Annotated in this window: 18 protein-coding genes; 3 read left to right on the plus strand and 15 right to left on the minus strand. The window is 33.6% G+C overall.

Features of this window, described 5'->3' with window-relative positions:
- Nucleotides 1-16: 16 nt before the first annotated feature.
- The 3 genes from BMY39_RS09805 to BMY39_RS09815 form a co-directional block, all read right to left on the minus strand.
- A complete protein-coding gene (locus BMY39_RS09805; RefSeq protein WP_092579042.1) occupies nucleotides 17-2239 on the minus strand; it encodes a peptidase G2 autoproteolytic cleavage domain-containing protein in 2223 nt (740 codons plus the stop codon).
- A 23-nt stretch (nucleotides 2240-2262) separates the two neighbouring features.
- Entirely contained in the window at nucleotides 2263-2820 is a 558-nt protein-coding gene (locus BMY39_RS09810; RefSeq protein WP_092579044.1) for a T9SS type A sorting domain-containing protein, read from the minus strand.
- A 68-nt stretch (nucleotides 2821-2888) separates the two neighbouring features.
- On the minus strand, nucleotides 2889-3533 hold the full coding sequence (locus BMY39_RS09815) for a hypothetical protein (protein WP_143064765.1): 645 nt from the start codon (nucleotides 3531-3533) through the stop codon (nucleotides 2889-2891).
- A gap of 427 nt (nucleotides 3534-3960) precedes the next feature.
- On the opposite strand from BMY39_RS09815, the gene BMY39_RS09820 reads away from it, so the two are divergent.
- Nucleotides 3961-5241, plus strand: coding sequence for a carboxypeptidase-like regulatory domain-containing protein (locus BMY39_RS09820; protein WP_092579048.1), 1281 nt, complete (start codon nucleotides 3961-3963; stop codon nucleotides 5239-5241).
- Between the two features lie 54 nt (nucleotides 5242-5295).
- On the opposite strand, the gene rimO is transcribed toward BMY39_RS09820, so the two are convergent.
- Nucleotides 5296-6600, minus strand: a complete 1305-nt coding sequence (gene rimO, locus BMY39_RS09825; RefSeq protein ID WP_092579050.1) for a 30S ribosomal protein S12 methylthiotransferase RimO — start codon at nucleotides 6598-6600, stop codon at nucleotides 5296-5298.
- Between the two features lie 83 nt (nucleotides 6601-6683).
- Here rimO and BMY39_RS09830 point away from each other — a divergent pair, with 83 nt between their 5' ends.
- Nucleotides 6684-7757 (plus strand): serine hydrolase domain-containing protein, encoded by a 1074-nt coding sequence (locus BMY39_RS09830; protein ID WP_092579052.1) that lies wholly within the window; start codon nucleotides 6684-6686, stop codon nucleotides 7755-7757.
- On the opposite strand, the gene BMY39_RS09835 is transcribed toward BMY39_RS09830, so the two are convergent.
- Together BMY39_RS09835 and BMY39_RS09840 are read right to left on the minus strand one after the other, a co-directional pair.
- Nucleotides 7754-9388, minus strand: coding sequence for an amidase family protein (locus BMY39_RS09835; RefSeq protein WP_092579054.1), 1635 nt, complete (start codon nucleotides 9386-9388; stop codon nucleotides 7754-7756). The two genes, BMY39_RS09830 and BMY39_RS09835, sit on opposite strands and share 4 nt — an antisense overlap.
- Nucleotides 9389-9548: 160 nt before the next feature.
- Nucleotides 9549-9977, minus strand: a complete 429-nt coding sequence (locus BMY39_RS09840; protein WP_092579056.1) for an SRPBCC family protein — start codon at nucleotides 9975-9977, stop codon at nucleotides 9549-9551.
- 57 nt (nucleotides 9978-10034) lie between these two features.
- Here BMY39_RS09840 and BMY39_RS09845 point away from each other — a divergent pair, with 57 nt between their 5' ends.
- Nucleotides 10035-11351: a M48 family metalloprotease gene (locus BMY39_RS09845; RefSeq protein WP_092579058.1), complete on the plus strand. Its 1317-nt coding sequence runs from the start codon at nucleotides 10035-10037 to the stop codon at nucleotides 11349-11351.
- On the opposite strand, the gene BMY39_RS09850 is transcribed toward BMY39_RS09845, so the two are convergent.
- The 9 genes from BMY39_RS09850 to BMY39_RS09890 form a co-directional block, all read right to left on the minus strand.
- Nucleotides 11348-12826, minus strand: a complete 1479-nt coding sequence (locus tag BMY39_RS09850; RefSeq protein WP_092579060.1) for a DUF6770 family protein — start codon at nucleotides 12824-12826, stop codon at nucleotides 11348-11350. The two genes, BMY39_RS09845 and BMY39_RS09850, sit on opposite strands and share 4 nt — an antisense overlap.
- A 24-nt stretch (nucleotides 12827-12850) precedes the next feature.
- Complete coding sequence (gene ftsY / locus BMY39_RS09855) at nucleotides 12851-13804, minus strand: signal recognition particle-docking protein FtsY (RefSeq protein ID WP_092579062.1); 954 nt, start codon at nucleotides 13802-13804, stop codon at nucleotides 12851-12853.
- Nucleotides 13805-13949: 145 nt separating this feature from the next.
- A complete protein-coding gene (locus BMY39_RS09860) occupies nucleotides 13950-14129 on the minus strand; it encodes a hypothetical protein (RefSeq protein WP_092579064.1) in 180 nt (59 codons plus the stop codon).
- Nucleotides 14130-14304: 175 nt separating this feature from the next.
- On the minus strand, nucleotides 14305-14457 hold the full coding sequence (locus BMY39_RS09865) for a DUF4295 domain-containing protein (protein ID WP_092579066.1): 153 nt from the start codon (nucleotides 14455-14457) through the stop codon (nucleotides 14305-14307).
- Between the two features lie 35 nt (nucleotides 14458-14492).
- Nucleotides 14493-14675, minus strand: coding sequence for a 50S ribosomal protein L33 (rpmG, locus tag BMY39_RS09870; protein WP_092579068.1), 183 nt, complete (start codon nucleotides 14673-14675; stop codon nucleotides 14493-14495).
- Between the two features lie 25 nt (nucleotides 14676-14700).
- A complete protein-coding gene (gene rpmB / locus BMY39_RS09875; protein ID WP_092579070.1) occupies nucleotides 14701-14937 on the minus strand; it encodes a 50S ribosomal protein L28 in 237 nt (78 codons plus the stop codon).
- Between the two features lie 82 nt (nucleotides 14938-15019).
- The gene (locus BMY39_RS09880; protein WP_092579072.1) at nucleotides 15020-16270 is read right to left on the minus strand and encodes a competence/damage-inducible protein A; all 1251 of its coding nucleotides are present in this window, start codon (nucleotides 16268-16270) and stop codon (nucleotides 15020-15022) included.
- 2 nt (nucleotides 16271-16272) lie between these two features.
- Entirely contained in the window at nucleotides 16273-16614 is a 342-nt protein-coding gene (locus BMY39_RS09885) for an Hpt domain-containing protein (RefSeq protein ID WP_092579074.1), read from the minus strand.
- A 1-nt stretch (nucleotide 16615) separates the two neighbouring features.
- Entirely contained in the window at nucleotides 16616-17227 is a 612-nt protein-coding gene (locus BMY39_RS09890) for a fumarylacetoacetate hydrolase family protein (protein ID WP_092579076.1), read from the minus strand.
- Nucleotides 17228-17608: the final 381 nt, after the last annotated feature.

Below are 17608 nucleotides of genomic sequence, written 5' to 3' on the forward strand. Positions count from 1 at the left end.
AATCATACGATTCGTATTAAAACTTTCCTTTCTTATCTATTTCCTTATGATAATGTAGCTGCTTATCTATTTTGGACTGTAATTCACCAATAAAACGCTTTTTATATTCAGGGTTATTTTCTAATTTTTCAAAAATCTCTCTACTGCGCTCAAATTCTCCAGAATCCTCCATCATTTTTTTGGCAAGAGCTAAACCTGCTTCTAAATCCTGCTCATTAATTTCAAAATAAATAATATCCGTCTCAGGAGATTTCACAACAGAAACCTTTCTACTTGTGTGGTTTTGGTAATCAACACCGTCGTTAGAACTTTTTACAGATACGCCTTTGTTAACTACAACGGCACTTTCATTAATATTCGAAAGTGTTGCCAAAATATCGTCCATTTGACGTTTTAGATTACTAATTTCCTGAGCCTGAGCATTTACCTTATCTTCTAATTTTTCCAGAATTAAACTGCTGTCGTTCCTGTTTAATCCTACAGCGACATTAATTACATTAAACCCACTTAGATTTACATCCCAAGCAGTGCCAACTATATCTTTAATTTGGTTAACTTTAATATCAGATGGAGAAATTGCAATTCCAATACCATCGTTCTTTCCACTAGGCACTATATAATCACCAATATTTGCCTTACCAAATACTTTTACAGGTACCTGTCCCATAAAAGCTACTTTTTCATATTGGTTTTCCATCTGTTCTTGTGGCATGTTGCCCAAAACTATTGGCTTATAAGAAACCACCATTATTCTTTCTGCACCGGTTAAATCTTTTGATATTTTACCACCTTTAACCCCAACGATGTCTCCATAGGTCATTTTTTCGCCAATATTTTCCCTAAGCAAATATTCTGCGTAATCCCCGGCTCCAGATGCATACGTAACGCCTTGAAATTGTTCCCTGTTATTATCATAGATTACCTTATGGTTTATGGCCACTACTTCGTTTGCTATTGCAGCAGCAGTTTTTATACCTTCTGCAACTAGTTTAGCTTTTGTACTTACTATCCAAGACGGAGGCGGCCCCATAACGCAGGGAATAGGACCAATACATGGGGCTACTGCGGTAGCTGCCGCAATATTTTCTCCAATGGCAACTGCCGTATCCCACGCTTGAAACAACAAATCCATAGAGGCATCAAGAATATCATATCTTAATGTACGCTGATCAAATAAATAATCAGCGTCATTTTCGAATTCTCCTGGTGTCTCTCCTTCTATTCTACCCCACATCGTAGGATTTGTAGTGGTTACATTTGCTTCAGATAAAGCCGGACTTGAAGAAGATGTATTATCCCAAAACGAGATAAAATTATTATCATTGGTTCTACTCTCATTAACTACTATAGCAATACCTTGTTCACCGCCTTCTATTTTTAATGGATAATTATTAATATCGGTATCATCATCACCGCTTAATGTTGAAGTAATTGTAATTTGTGCATCAGAATTAATAGCAACGCTACCATTTAATTCTGTAGACTCGTTAATAGTTAAATCCTCGGCAACCAATCCTGTAAAAGTTGATTCCCCAACAACAGTTAGTGAGCCATTTAATACAGTTGGCGCATTTGGATCTCCATCTGGTGGTCCGACTGAAGGGTCGCCAACATTTAGGGCGCCTGATAAATTGCTTGCACTCTGCCCAGTAACATTTAGTGTGTTATTAAGATTTGTAATACCATCTACATTTAAATCTCCTGAAAAATTTACTGGGTTTCCATCAGTTACATCCAATGTGCTATTTAAAGTTGTTGGGCCATTAACTGTTAATTCCCTATTTAAAAACGTGTCATCATCTACCTTAAGAGTCCCCGTGGCTGTTATATCCCTGTGTGCAACGTAAGGCACGTAAGTTAATTTTTCTATGCTCATATCCACAAAACCGTCTCCATTTTGAAAGTCAACCTCTACTTTTAAAGATTTTGCCACTCCATTCCAATCTATTTTCTCAAAATCATCGTGATTCTCAGAACCAATTATTAAGTTTATTCTGCCAAAATCATCCGTTGTTGTTGTCTGTATTTCGGTGTAATGTACCTCATCGCTCCCGGGCGTTAAAATTGTAAACCTTAAAGAGATCGTAGCACTTGGTAAATAATTCCCTTCAGAATCTACACCTGGCAACTCTAAATCATCTGGACCAATTATTACGGCTTGATAAGAAATCCCATCAGTTTGCGAAAATGTGCATATTGAAATAAATAAAAATAAGATTAAGTTAATTATCCGTTTCATAACAGTTTGGTTTTAAATGGGTACTATATTTTTATCAGTTTTGAATTGAACAGCTTTCCGTTTGATATTGCTTTTAATACATAAGAACCTGAAGACAGGTTGGTAAGGTCTAGTTGTATTTTTTTTGAAGGCGGAAAATCTTTGAAATACAATAACTTGCCTGCGATATCAAAAATTTTCACAGTAATATTTTTAGACGTTACTTCATCAAATGAAATATGAACATTGTAATCAGCAGGGTTAGGATATACTGTGGCTTTTAAAGCGTTATAGATACTTTTAACAACCTTAACAGATTTATGTGGTTGCTGAAACCCTTGGCGCAAATAATAACCATTGCTACTAGAGGTACCTATTACACTAGATTGCCCAATGCTTTGGCTTATAGTATATTTGCCTTTTGATGTTTGAATCGTCTTAGATGAACCGCCAACACCAATATTAGAACGAATTATTCTGTAGGTGCTAGTGTTTGATTTATCTTGCGCTTGAACAGTTGGCACAAACCAAGCTATAATAATAAAAAGCACTATATGTCTTAAACAATTTTCGATTATCATTTTAAAAAATGTTTCTAGCATTACCCTAAACTAGATTAAATAATTCATATTTAATAGGACGTCCATGGTTTGTCCACCCCGTATTTTTCTTAAAAATCACAATAACACGTTGGGAGATTTACAATAAATCCTATCCCGAATTGGTGTGCATTTAACTTTAGTTTTTCAGCATTAATACCGCTATTTATTAGTATAGAGCTACCATAGTTATATCCTACAACTAAAGCTGTACCTCTTGAAATTGGATATTGCATACTTATTCCTGCTCTTAAAAACAAAATGTTATTATTAAACTCTTCTTCGCCAACTAAATTGAATACATCATTGTTAATAGTTTGGTTTCCACGTATCATAAATTCTGATGCCACAGATCCATTTGCAAAAAACAACAGATCGTTATGTTGCAATAATTTTATATCTGTACCTGCCTTAAATCCTAAATAACTCACATCCCATTCAAAATAGTTATCCACACTATTTTCGCTACCTATAGCACCATAATTGTTATAGGTTAGCCCTCCTCTTAGAAATATGGTCTTTGCTTTATTAAGCGTATGTCGATATCCCATACCAAAATATGATTTTGATTGCGACAGTAAATTATCTAAACGTTGTCCTCGAGAATTCTCATAGTCAAATGAAGAGATGGTTTGCCCATATGCCATATATAGTTGTTGGCTATTAACAAAACGAATAGAACCGACTAGAACTAAAATTAATATCAACTTTTTCATATTTATCTTTTATCTTTTAATTAGAAAAAGAATAATGCAGCCTAAAAACAAAATTTAATCAGCTATTGTAAAACCATAGTGTCCACCTTGCTATAATTTGACACTAGACAATGGAGGAAACACAAAAATTAACTTATTAACGTCAAAATCAACCCTGTCAAAGGCCTTTTACATTTTTTATTTTGCTTAATCCAATGTAGCTATATAGACAGGATAAAAAAAATAAATCGGCTCATGTCCACCTTTTGTCCATTAAAAATAAAGCAGCATAATAGGTAAAATGATAAATATGTCATTATAAATTACAAAAACATATTTTTAATATATTTCTATTCAAAAGTTAATTTTTATGTTAAAACATACCTGATTAACAAAATGTTAGACGCTTTTTTCGTAAATTAAAACTAAAAATTTAACCTATTTAATCATGAAAAATATTATTTCCTTAAAACTAAGCGTCGCCATTATAGTTTTGTGTTCGTTTTTTTCAATGCATGCGCAAAACACGCAGCCCATTAAAGAAATTAGTGGAACCGTAATGGACGAAGAATCAAAAGATAAACTGGTATTTACAGACATCATTGTTGATGGCACAAATATTAGTACAGTTACAAATTCTGATGGTGAATTCCTTTTGAAAATACCCTATAAGTACCTTGACGAAAAATTGATTTTCACCCATTTGGGATATGAAAGAAAGCTTTTAAATATTATAGATTTAGGTACTGATGAAAACATTATGCTGAAACCTAGTTTTACGGAACTTGCAGCTATAAATATTGCTGCACCTCCTTATGATGCTAGGACTCTTGTAGTAAAAACTTTAGAAAATAAAAGTGCCGCTTACAATAATAAAAATGCACTAATGACGGCTTTTTATAGAGAAACTATTAAAAAAAGACGCAGAAATGCATCGCTCTCTGAAGCTGTTGTAAAAATCCACAAACAACCTTACAGCAGTTTACGTAATGACCATATAGAGTTAATAAAATCAAGAAAAAACACTAATTACAACAGGTTAGACACGCTTGCTTTAAAACTACAAGGCGGGCCCTTTAGTAATTTATACACGGATTTAGTGAAATATCCTGAGTATATTTTTAATGAAGAAGATATAGATCTTTATGATTTTAATTATGAAACCTCTACCAATATTAACAAGAATTTGGTTTATGTGGTAAACTTTAAGCAAAAACCCAGAATTACATCACCAATGTATTACGGTAAACTTTACATAGATGCTAATACGCTAGCGCTTACTAATGCAGAGTATAGTTTAAATGTTAAGGATAAAGAATTATCAAGCAGGATATTTGTTAGAAAAAAACCAAGAAAAGTAGACGTATACCCTACTGAGGCTGCATACAAGGTGAAGTATAGAACACAAAATGGTAAATGGCATTATGCTTACAGTAACATAGGTTTAACTTTTAAAGTTAACTGGAAAGGAAAATTGTTTAATAGCGTATACACCTTAAATAGTGAAATGGCTGTAACTGATTGGGAAATTCCAGAAACTAAAATTGCCAAATCACGAAATAATATGCTTAGGCCTACCACTATTTTAACCGAACAAACTTCTGGCTTTTCCGATCCTGAATTTTGGGGCGCATACAATATTATAGAGCCTGAAAAATCGATTGAAAATGCCATTAAAAAGATAAAAAAACAATTGGACAAACAAAGTTCAAAAAAAGAAGAATCGTAAGGATTCCTTGAGACGTTAAAAAGCCGATAAATGCTAATGATTTATTGGCTTTTTTTATATCACAACTTCAGCATATAAATCAAAATCCTCTGCTTCTATAATTCTAACGGTGGCAAATTCACCAGTTTTTAAATACGTATTTGAAGCGTTTATTAGTACTTCGTTATCCACATCGGGAGAATCAAATTCGGTGCGACCAACGAAATAATTCCCTTCTTTTCTATCGATAACAACTTTAAACGTTTGCCCTATTTTTTGTTGATTCAATTCCCATGAAATTTGGGATTGAATTTCCATGATTTGGTTTGCTCTATAAATCTTAACATCTTCTGGCACGTCATCCTCTAAGTTATAGGCATGTGTGTTTTCTTCATGGGAATAGGTAAAACAGCCCAAACGCTCGAAACGCATCTCTTGTACCCATTGTTTTAAGGTTTGAAAATCTTCCTCAGTTTCTCCAGGATAGCCAACAATTAACGTTGTTCTTATGGTCATTTCAGGAACTTCAGCCCTAAAATCTTGTAATAATTTTGTAGTTTTTGCTTTTGTAGTACCACGACGCATACTTTTTAAAATAGAATCTGAAATATGCTGTAACGGAATATCTAAATAATTACAGATTTTTGGTTCGCGTTTCATCACCTCTAAAACGTCCAGAGGAAATCCTGTTGGGAAGGCGTAATGTAAACGAATCCACTCAATACCTTCAACTTTAACCAAAGCTTCTAATAATTCTGCTAAGTTTCGTTTCTTATATAAATCCAAGCCATAATACGTCAAATCTTGAGCAATCAAAATAAGTTCCTTAACCCCATTGGCAGCTAACTTTTCAGCTTCAACAACCAAATCTGCGATTGGTGTAGATTTATGCTTACCTCTCATTAATGGAATGGCACAAAACGAACATGGCCTATCACAACCTTCAGCTATCTTTAAATAGGCATAATTTTTAGGAGTTGTAGTTAAACGTTCTCCTATTAATTCATGCTTATAATCTGCACCTAAAGCCTTTAAAAGCCCAGGTAATTCTGTAGTGCCAAAATATTGATCTACATTAGGTATTTCCTTTTGTAAATCTGGCTTATAACGCTCACTTAAACAACCAGTAACAAACACTTTATCCACGTCACCAGCTTCCTTTTTCTGCATAAATTCCAAAATGGTATTTACACTCTCTTCTTTGGCGTTATTAATAAATCCGCAGGTGTTGATCACCACTATATTGCCTTCTTCCTCATGAACCACATCCTTTCCGCTAGCCTTAAGCTGGCCCATTAGCACTTCACTGTCATACACATTCTTACTACATCCAAGTGTAACAACATTTATTCTATTTTTCTTAAGTGATTTTGTGCGCATAATATTTGTAAATCAAGGCGCAAAGATACAACTTAATTAAACCTTTTATATATTTGAAAGTCCTAAATTGAAATCCTACTGTTATGAAAATCAAGTTTTTCTATTTACTAATTTTCACAGGTATTGCTATTGGTTGTACTTCTGAAACCCCTTCACAAGAAACTACCAACACAAATGAACCTACTTATTTTCCGCCATTAAACTCTGATGTTTGGGAGATTACCACCATTGAAAATTTAGGCTGGAATTCTAATCAATTACCACCTCTTTTAAATTTTTTGGAAGAAAAGGGCTCAAAAAGCTTTATCATTTTGCACGATGGCAAAATAGCAGTTGAAGCATATATGAATGGCCATGATGCTACAAAACCATGGTATTGGGCAAGCGCAGGCAAAACATTAACAACAGCAATTTCTGGAATTGCCCAGCATGAAGGCATTATTAACATTAACACTAAAGTATCTGATTATTTAGGTGAAGGTTGGACAAGTGCCCCTTTAGAAAAAGAAAACCTAATTACGTGTAAAAACCTGTTATCTATGAGTTCTGGTTTAGATGACAGTTTAGGTGATAATGTTTCAAAACAAAACTTGCAATACAAAGCTGATGCCGGCACCCGTTGGGCGTATCATAACGTATATAAAAAAATGCAAGATGTAGTTGCTATAGCAAGTGGAGATACTTGGAATACCTATTTTGATAATACGCTTAAAAGTAAAATTGGCATGAGTGGTGCTTGGATTAAAAGTTCCGACTTTAATGTGTATTGGAGTAATGCCAGAAGTATGGCGCGTTTTGGTTTAATGATTTATGCAAAAGGCAAATGGAAGGATACACAAATTGTACCTGCTCCGTTTTTAGAGGAAGCAAGAAATACATCTCAAAATATCAATAAATCGTACGGTTATTTATGGTGGCTAAACGGCCAAACCAGTTACCATTTACCAGCAAGCCAATTAGAATTTGATGGTGAATTAATTCCTAACGCTCCCGAGGACACCCATGCTGCATTGGGGAAGAATGATCAGAAAATTTATATTGTTCCAAGTAAAAAATTAGTAATAATTAGAATGGGAAACAAAGCAAATAATGACGCTTTAGCCCTTTCTAGTTTTGACAATGATTTATGGGAAAAGATTAATGCATTAATAAATTAATCATAATTTTTTGGAGCTACCCGCCTTTTAGTAGCTTGTTCGTATATATAGGACCAATGTAATAGTTTCTTTTCAGAAAGTGGCTTGCTTATAAAGGTTAATCCTTTTGGAGTTCCATCTTCAGAATACCCCATTGGCACTGTAATTGCCGGATATTCTGCAACCGCAGCGAAACCTGCATGGTAATTATTTATAGAGAGAAATCCATCTAAATTATGTGCTTTAAAAGGCGTGTCAAAATAGGTTTTGCCATTGGTTTTTAATGTACTTTTTATCTTTTGAAATTCTTCTTCTGTCGCACTATCGGCAACAATACCTTTAAATAATTTTTGTCCGTATGGCATTGTATTTAATGAATCTTTTTCGTTGAAATCGATAACATCTTGAACTGATGACACAGTAATACCTTTGCCTGCATAATTTGACAAATATGTAGGTAAATCCACTTTCATATCTAAGTTCAATAACCGAAGAAAATCAGGTAAACCGACTTTTTCTTCTTCAATTTCAATAATTATCGCGCCTTTAGATTTTAAATCGTTAATCGCCTGAGCATATAAGGAATCTTCCAAAAGTCGTTTTGGAGCACCAAACCGTTTGCCTTCTAAGTTGTCTGTTTTTAAATTATCAGAATAGTATGTGTTGTGCCATTTAGGATTAATAGATTTAGAATCTTTTTCATCAAATCCAAAAATAGCATCCAATAAAATAGCAGTATCAATAACATTTTTTGCCATAGGGCCCGCCGTATCTAAAGTTGATGAAATAGGCACAATACCACTTCTACTCACCAAACCAATGGTTGGTTTTAAACCGACTACGGAATTTTGACTAGAAGGTGACAAAATAGAACCCGATGTTTCACTACCTATAGCTGCAACCGCAAAATTAGCCGACACCGCTACGCCACTTCCTGAACTGGAACCTCCAGTGTCCATAATTCGTCTACCATAAGGATTTAGTGTTTGCCCGCCAATAGCACTATAGCCACTAGGGCAATCTCCACAAAAAAAGTATGCCCACTCGCTTAAATTAGCTTTTCCAAGAATAATAGCCCCTTGTTGTTTTAACTGCGCTAAAATAAAAGCATCCTCAGTATTATTATTTTGCAATGCTACCGCGCCAGCAGTTGTAGGCATGCTGGCTGTATTAATGTTATCTTTTAAAAGAATTGGCATTCCAAAAATAGCATGAGGAGCTATTTCAAATCTAGTATTATCCGCTTCTCGAGCCTTTTTAATTACATTAGGGTTTAAAGAAATCACAGAATTTAAAGACAACTCATTTTCTCTATCATATTTTCTAATGCGGTATAAATAGAATTTTACAAGTTTTTCATAAGTTAGTTTACCCTCTACGATATGACCTTGAATCGTAGGAATATTTTGTTCTAAAATTAATGGCTTTAAACTATTATACGTGTCTTCCGTAAAGCTTTCTAATTCTTTTTCGAAAGGTTGCCAAAGCGCTTTGATGTCAATATACTTAGAATCTAAAACTTTAAACTCCCTAAAATCTTTGGTTGAAATTGCGCTTAAATCTGAATCAGCGGTAGTTGTTTTCTCCTCCGATTTGGTGTTTTTGCAGTTAAAAATAAGTATAGTTAAAAGGAAGGATAATAAAATTCTCATGGTTAGCATTTTTTATAAAAATACGTAAATCTTTGTAAAGTAAATTTATTTCAGCCAGCGTGATTTTTCAAAAATTAGTATTGACAATAAATGGGTTTTTCATCAAAGAAACTAGCGATAAATAAAGCTGAAGCGTATACTCCACGAGGTGGTATTTGTATTAACTACGAGCTTCAAAAGGAATGATAATGTCTTTTTCTAAATAATTTTTAAGTCCGTTGAGCAACATAGCCCAACAAAATGAAGAATGTTTAAAATGATGGTTCTGTTTGGGCCAGTTTACATGACTAAAATTAACCAAAGTTCCATTTTCAACCTCTTCCAAATCAAAACCAAAAGTTGTTGGGCCCCAATCCTCATCAGATTTTGTCATTTTAAAATGAACGGATTTGTTCAATTCAACTGTTGAAACTTTACAATACCAATTGTAAGTACTTGTGAAATTTAAGTTGTAGGTCGCATCAAGCATCGGTTCACCAGAGCTTTTTAGTGTCCACCAATTATCTAAATGTTTTGGTTGGGATATGGCTTTGAAAACCTTGGATAAGCTTTGTTCTATCAATAAACTATGATAAATATTGAATTTCATAGTTAAATATAAAAGTTTTTAGATTAATTATCTATTTTTAAAATCTGAATTCTACTTATGAAATACCTTATATCGCTAGGCTTAATTTGTGCTTTTTCGTGGGTACATTCCCAAAACCATCAACTACTCGATACTACTGATTATGAACAGCATAAGCACTTAATTTCAAATTTTAAGGTCAAAAACGAAACGTTTAATGCGCATATTAAAAAAGATTACAAAGGTAAATTAAGAAAAGAAATACTGAAAATTTATACTGCTTATCAAAGACAATTAGAAGAAATTTTAGAAAACAAAAAGTTGCTCTTCGACAGTCGATTTGAAACATATACTGATAGCCTTTTTAATATTCTGGCAGTAAACAACATAGCATTGAAGGATAAAAATATTGAAGTCTTTTTATCAAAAAAGCCCTCTCCGAACGCCTTTAGTATTGGTAATGGCACTGTAATTATCAATATAGGACTTTTTTCTTTTCTAGAAAACGAATATCAGGTATTATCAGTTATGGCACATGAAATGGCTCACGAATTGCTTAAACACAGCCATAAAAGTATCGTAAATAAGGCAACCTTAAATGTTTCTGAATTAGGAAATAACTCAGATTTCACAAGAAGTTTAAAATTAAATAAATACAATAAAGGTGCACTTTCCTTTGAAAAGCTAAAAGACCTTTTGTATGAAGAAGGTGAAACAAAAAGAAAAAATGAAATAGAAGCTGATTCTTTAGGTTATTTACTTTACAAGAACAGCAAATCTCCAAAACGAGAGTACTTAAACGCATTAATTGCGTTAAAAAAATATGATTCAGTTCCATCTATTCCCTTAGACTCTACCATCTATAAAAAAGTTTTTGATTTACCCGAACAACCATTCAGCCAACAATGGATGGAGAATGAAGATTTCGAGGCATATAATTATGGTTTTTACAAAGATAAAATAGATGCAGATTCCATAAAAAACCATCCAGAAATTGAAAATCGTATTGCAATATTAAAGAAGAGTTTCGAAGAATTACAAGTTGAAACTCCAGTTACTAATACTACTAATGTAGATAGTATATTTATAACACTACAACATCTTGCAAATGAAGCTTATGTGGAGAATCTATTCTATAATAACGAGTACGGCTTAAGTATTTATTTGATATTGAAACGTTTAGAAAATAATTTTGATGATGATTATCTAAAAAAATGGTTGGGCATTAATTTTAACGCTATGTATGATGCGAAAAAGAAATACCAACTTAATAGGTATGTGGCTAGGGTTGTTCCAAAGGAGCAGAGCAAAAGTTACCAACAGTTTTTAAATTTTATATGGAACTTAAACCTCAGCGAAATAAAAACTATTGCAGACCATTACTCAAACCCTTAATTTAAATTAAGTCGTTCTAGCCTAATTTTATCAAAATCAGAGTTCTTATTAAATTCCCGAAGTAAAATATAGCCTTCTTTTGCAATGTAGGGATGAATGAAAAAATCATCAGACGACATGGGAATTGTTTCATGCTGAATGTCATCGCCAACTATTGAAACAATACCTAAAATCCAATTCTTTTCTTTAGACTCAGAATCTTTTTGATAATCTTGATAGAAGAAAACAGCATCGTTTTCATTGTTCAGATATTGAGCAAATAAAAAATCTGACGATGAAAATTTACTCATATCCTTTTCTATAGTTTCCGCTTTTATGATATTAAAATTAGCATCAAACTCCAACAGTATAAAGTCTTCCGTTTTCACATGAGGTCCAAGTAAAATATTATTGGCTATTTTAAATTTTTCTGAAAGCACTATAATTCGTTCATCATTAAATACAAAGTAAGAATGCGCAAACAATTTATACCCTTCATCTAGCTTTCCTCTTTTATTCATTTCAATAAATTCATTGGCTTCTTCCCATAAAAAATGTTTCTTAAAGACTTCGTTACCAGAGGTATCCAAAACAATTTTAAAAAGACCTATTGCCTTATTTCGATCATATCCTGAAAGACTATACGGACTTATTTTTCCAGTTAAAATTGTTCTATTTTCTATTTTCTTTATAATATAGCTATAGCTATACTTTGAATTGGTATGCTCCAATGTATAACTAAAATTAAGCTCTCCAGTACTAGCATCAATTTGCATTAACTTTTTACTACTTTCATCATAATCCTTTGTGTTATATTCAAAATATAAAGCATTATCATGAACAGCACTGAACTGGTAACTAGATTTCCTAATGTCGCCTCCAAAATTATACTCCCATTCTTTTTCATTTCTTAAATTATAATATTGAATTGCCAAAGGGTTTTCTTTCGCCATTTTCTTTTTGATCTGAAGTACTATATACCCATTATTAGTACCGATAGGAAGATTTAAATATTTTCTTTGCTTCTGCGCTTTTTTAATGGTTTTCCCTTCTCGAAAACCCGTATTTAAAGTTTGCTCTTCTATGTAAAATGGTGTGTCAATTTCATTACTATCTAGATGAAGCAATCTAGAGGATGTAAATAAAATAGAACCACTGGCATTACCGTAACGTTTGGTAAGTAATAAATTGGCACCTATTTTATCTGGTCTGTAGTATCTAGAAAATATCCCTTTGTATAAAATATCTATAAATTCTCCATTGGCCACTTTATTTAAGTTTTTATCAAGAATCACGTATTCATACTTCTCCTCATCCTGACTTATTTTGTCCAACTTGAAAAGAGAAAAATAACCATATACATCATTATTCTCTTCATATATTGGAGTAAACATTTGCATTTCTCCAGTAGCTAAGTTTGCTAGATTTGATATTTGAGCTTCAACTCTTGTTAAGCCTATAACAACAAATAAGATAATTGTGACTGTTATTCTCATGGGAATTTAATAGTGTGAGACCAATTACTTAAAAAACGAATCTACAAACTCGTACTTGTTAAAAACCTGCAGATCATCAATACCCTCGCCTACACCAATATATTTCACAGGAATTTGAAACTGGTCTGAAATACCGATAACTACTCCGCCTTTTGCTGTACCGTCAAGTTTTGTAACTGCCAAAGAGGTCACTTCAGTAGCTGCCGTAAATTGTTTAGCTTGTTCAAAAGCGTTCTGTCCTGTAGAACCATCTAAAACCAACAATACATCGTGTGGCGCGTCGTCTACAACTTTTTGCATTACACGTTTTACCTTGGTGAGTTCGTTCATTAAATTGACTTTATTATGCAAGCGACCAGCAGTGTCTATAATAACTACATCTGCATCTTGGGTTACGGCACTTTTTAAGGTATCAAAAGCCACTGATGCAGGATCGCTGCCCATAGATTGCTTTACGATAGGCACATCTACCCTATCTGCCCATACTTGCAATTGGTCTATCGCTGCTGCTCTAAAGGTATCCGCTGCTCCTAAAACAACATTTAAGCCTTGCTTTTTAAACTGACTTGCCAGTTTACCTATAGTCGTGGTTTTGCCAACACCATTTACGCCAACCACCATCATAACATAAGGTTTTTTACCCTCTGGAATTGTAAAATCTGAATCTTCTCCAGAATTAGTTTCTGATAACAAGCCCGCTATCTCTTCTCGAAGTATTTGATTAAGTTCGTCGGTACCTAAATATTTATCTTTAGATACGCGCTCTTCAATGCGCTCGATAATTTTAAGTGTCGTATTTACACCAACATCGCTAGTTACCAATACTTCTTCTAGATTATCTAGAACCTCGTCGTCTACCTTTGATTTGCCGGCAACTGCTTTACTTAATTTACCAAAGAAACTGGATTTCGATTTTTCCAAGCCCTTATCTAAGGTTTCTTTTTTTTCTGAAGAGAATATTTTCTTAAAAAAACTCATGTTTTTGTTTGTTGTTTGTCGTTAAGTTGTGAAACCGAACAACGGTTTGTAAATATTCCGTAAATGGCAGTTTTAAACTGACTTTCACAGAACAGTGCGTTAGAGATTGTAGCGGCATCCTTTTTAAAGAAAGCAGCGCGACTATTTATAGTTTAGAAACTTCCTGTTTTAAGGTTGCCGCATCGCCAGCTTCTCGCAATGACACTTTAAAAAGATATAGCGGAAAGCCCGACCACTCGCCCTGAGCTTGTCGAAGGGTTGCGGTAACGCCCAAATATTTAGCAACAACTTTCTTGCCTTTTACAGCAGCATGAAATATTGTCATTAAATATCTGCTGTAAAGATACTTAAAGCAGATAAAATTTTAATAGTACTAAAACAGAAATCCCGCAAAAAAGCGGGATTAATTTGATTACGGTAAGCCAAAATAGCGTACCTATCTCATTAAAAAAGCTGCTCTCTTTTCAGACAGCAGCTTTATATATTGTGGTAATAAACGTTTATTTCTTGTTTAAGAAATCGTTTACTAAGTCTGGACTCATTACTGATTCTACAAACATGTATGCTCCGGTTTTTGGAGACTTCACCATTTTTATGGCTTTGGTTAATCTTTTAGATCCTGTTTGTAACGATGCTACTGCTTTTTTTGCCATGGTATTTACGTTTTAGCTTTACGGTGTAAAACTTATTACTTAATTTCTTTATGAACTGTCATACGCTTAAGGATTGGATTGAATTTCTTCAACTCCATTCTGTCTGGCGTGTTCTTTTTATTTTTTGTAGTAATGTATCTTGAAGTTCCTGGTTGTCCAGATTCTTTATGCTCAGTACATTCTAATATAACTTGTATTCTATTACCTTTCTTTGCCATTTTATACTACTTAAACTATGACGTATTATTTTATAAATCCTTTTAATTTAGCTTCTTTAAGAGCAGCTGAAATTCCAATTTTGTTGATCGTTTTTAATGCAGAAGTAGATACCTTTAAAGTTACCCATTTGTCCTCTTCTGGAATGTAAAAACGTTTCTTAACTAAATTCGCGTTAAACTTGCGTTTAGTTTTATTCATTGCATGAGACACGTTGTTACCAACCATTGCCTTCTTTCCTGTAAGTTCACAAACTCTTGACATTATTTTTAACTTTAAATTTGTTGTTGCTTAAAAACGAGGTGCAAATATACTCAAATTTTGAATTATGGCAATTAAAATTTTATCAATTTTTTAAAATTTCTTTTTCTAGCATTTCAAGCGCCTTATTTACTGCTTTTTTGATGACACGTTTCCTTGCTGAACCTAACATAAAAGATTCTGAAACTACTTTGTTTTTAGAGGCTATAGCAATGAATACTTTGCCCACATCTGCATCGGAATCCCCTTTTGAAGGCCCTGCATTTCCTGTTGTAGCCACACCGTAATCGGCATTGAATAATATACGTACTTTTTCAGCCATAGCTTCAACTACTTCGGTACTTACAACAGAATGCTCGTTAATTAGCGCTTCTGGGACGCCAAGAACTTTTATTTTAGATTCAGTAGCGTATGTTACCACACCGCCATTAAAAAAAGAAGATGCACCAGAATTTTGGGTAAACTGTTTCGCCAAATCGCCACCTGTGCAACTTTCGGCAATGGCAAGCGTTTTTCCAGATGCAGTTAATCTCTGTGCTATTAAAGCTTCTATAGATGTCGCTTCATCCTCAAACCCAACAAATGCATCTTTAATTAAAGGCAAAACTTTGTCAATTTCAGCTTCTATATTTTGTCGTATTGCTTTCTCATTAAATCCTTTTGAGGATAAACGTAAACGCACACTGCCCAATCTGGGTAAATATGCCAATTTTATATGCTCTGGAAGGTTATCTTCCCATACTTCTATTCTACTGGCCAATGTGCTTTCCCCTAAACCATAGGTTAATAATGTTTTATGGAGTATGAACGGAAACTTATACTTTTCCTTTAGTTTCGGTATGACATTGTTTACCAATAGTTTTTTCATTTCGAAAGGCACTCCTGGTAAGGATACAAAAACTTTGTTGTTTTTTTCTAGCCACATTCCAGGTGCAGTCCCTAGCTTATTCATCAGAACAGTAGCTTTAGATGGCACCAGTGCCTGGTCCTTATTTACTTGGAGTAACGTTTGGCGTACATATTTTTCCCAAATGTCTTCTATGTTTTTGGTAACCGAAGCGTCTCGAACCAAAGTATCATTAAAGTACTCTGCAATGGTTTTTTTGGTAATATCGTCTTTTGTAGGTCCCAAACCTCCTGTTATAATAACAATATCCACGCGGTCTTCGGCATCTTGGAGCGCCTGAAGAATATGGTTTCGTTCATCCTGTACCGAAGTAATTTGGTGCACAGAAGCACCTATATTATTTAATGTTTGTGCTATAAAAGCAGAATTGGTATCAATAACCTGACCTATAAGAAGTTCGTCGCCAATAGTTATGATTTCTGCCAGCATACCTACAATCCAAAGTCCGACTTAATTTCTGCAACGGCATTATCAACTGCGGTAAGCACAATGTGCAACTTGTCGGTAATATCCATATCCGTTTTTGTGAACTTGCCCCAATCTTGTAACTCAATTAAATCTTGCAACACACCCAACTCAAATAAATCTATTGTTGGTTTCATTTTATGCGCTGCTTGGTATGCCGTATGGTAATCTTTTTCGGCAACAGCCTTTTTTAAACGTTCAGCATCCTCAGGTACCTCCTCTAAAAACGTTGCAGCTAATGCCATAACGAAATCTTCATCATTATCGGCTAATTCTCTTACTCTAAATAATTTATAATGTTGTTCCATGTTATTTTACTGTTATAGAAAATAATTCTTTGTCTTCTATAAAACCTTTTAACTTATCGTTAGCAACAACCTTACCAACTCCTGCAGGTGTGCCCGTAAATATAATATCTCCAATCTTTAAAGTGAAATATTTTGAGACATATTCTATCAATTCATTAATTTTCCAAAGCATATGGCTTGTATTTCCATTTTGTACAATATTATCGTTCTTTTTTAAGGAAAACTCAATAGCATTCATATCTTTAAATTCACTTTTAGGTATCCATTTGCCAATTACTGCAGCGCCATCAAAAGCCTTTGCCTTTTCCCATGGTAAACCTTTACCCTTTAATTCACCTTGTAAATCACGAGCTGTAAAATCAATACCCAAACCAATTTCATCATAATATTTATGCGCAAATTTCTTGTCAATATGCTTACCAACACGATTTATTTTTACCAAAACCTCAACCTCGTGATGTACTTCGTCTGAAAAATCTGGAATAAAAAACGGTTGCTTTTTCAGCAAGATTGCAGTATCCGGCTTTAAGAATACTACTGGATCTTTTGGCTTCTCGTTTTCCAGTTCTTCAATATGTTTGGTATAATTTCTACCAATGCAAATTAATTTCATCTATTTAAACGTGGATTTACCATGCGATAAAACATGTAATGTAAAAAATATTCTTAAGCAAGACCTCAGTGTTTTAGTCGAAATATTATTTTTCATTATTCGGCAAATTTACAATGAAAAAAGAATTAAACGGCTTTATACTTTTAAAAACTCCAACCGTATGATGCAGAATTAAGGAAAAGTTCATTGTCTAAATAATGACAACATACACCCTGAAGCAGGATTTGTATTTACTCTATAAATCACTTTAATAAGAAAGAAAATACTTTCTTTTATGCCTATAAAAATGCATTTTAACCTAATTATTTTCCTTTCATAGATTTATTTAGTATTTTGGCACAACTATTGAATCACAGATTCAATAACCAAAACGACATAACT

The organism is Hyunsoonleella jejuensis, from assembly GCF_900111025.1.
GTDB classification, from domain to species: Bacteria; Bacteroidota; Bacteroidia; order Flavobacteriales; family Flavobacteriaceae; genus Jejuia; species Jejuia jejuensis.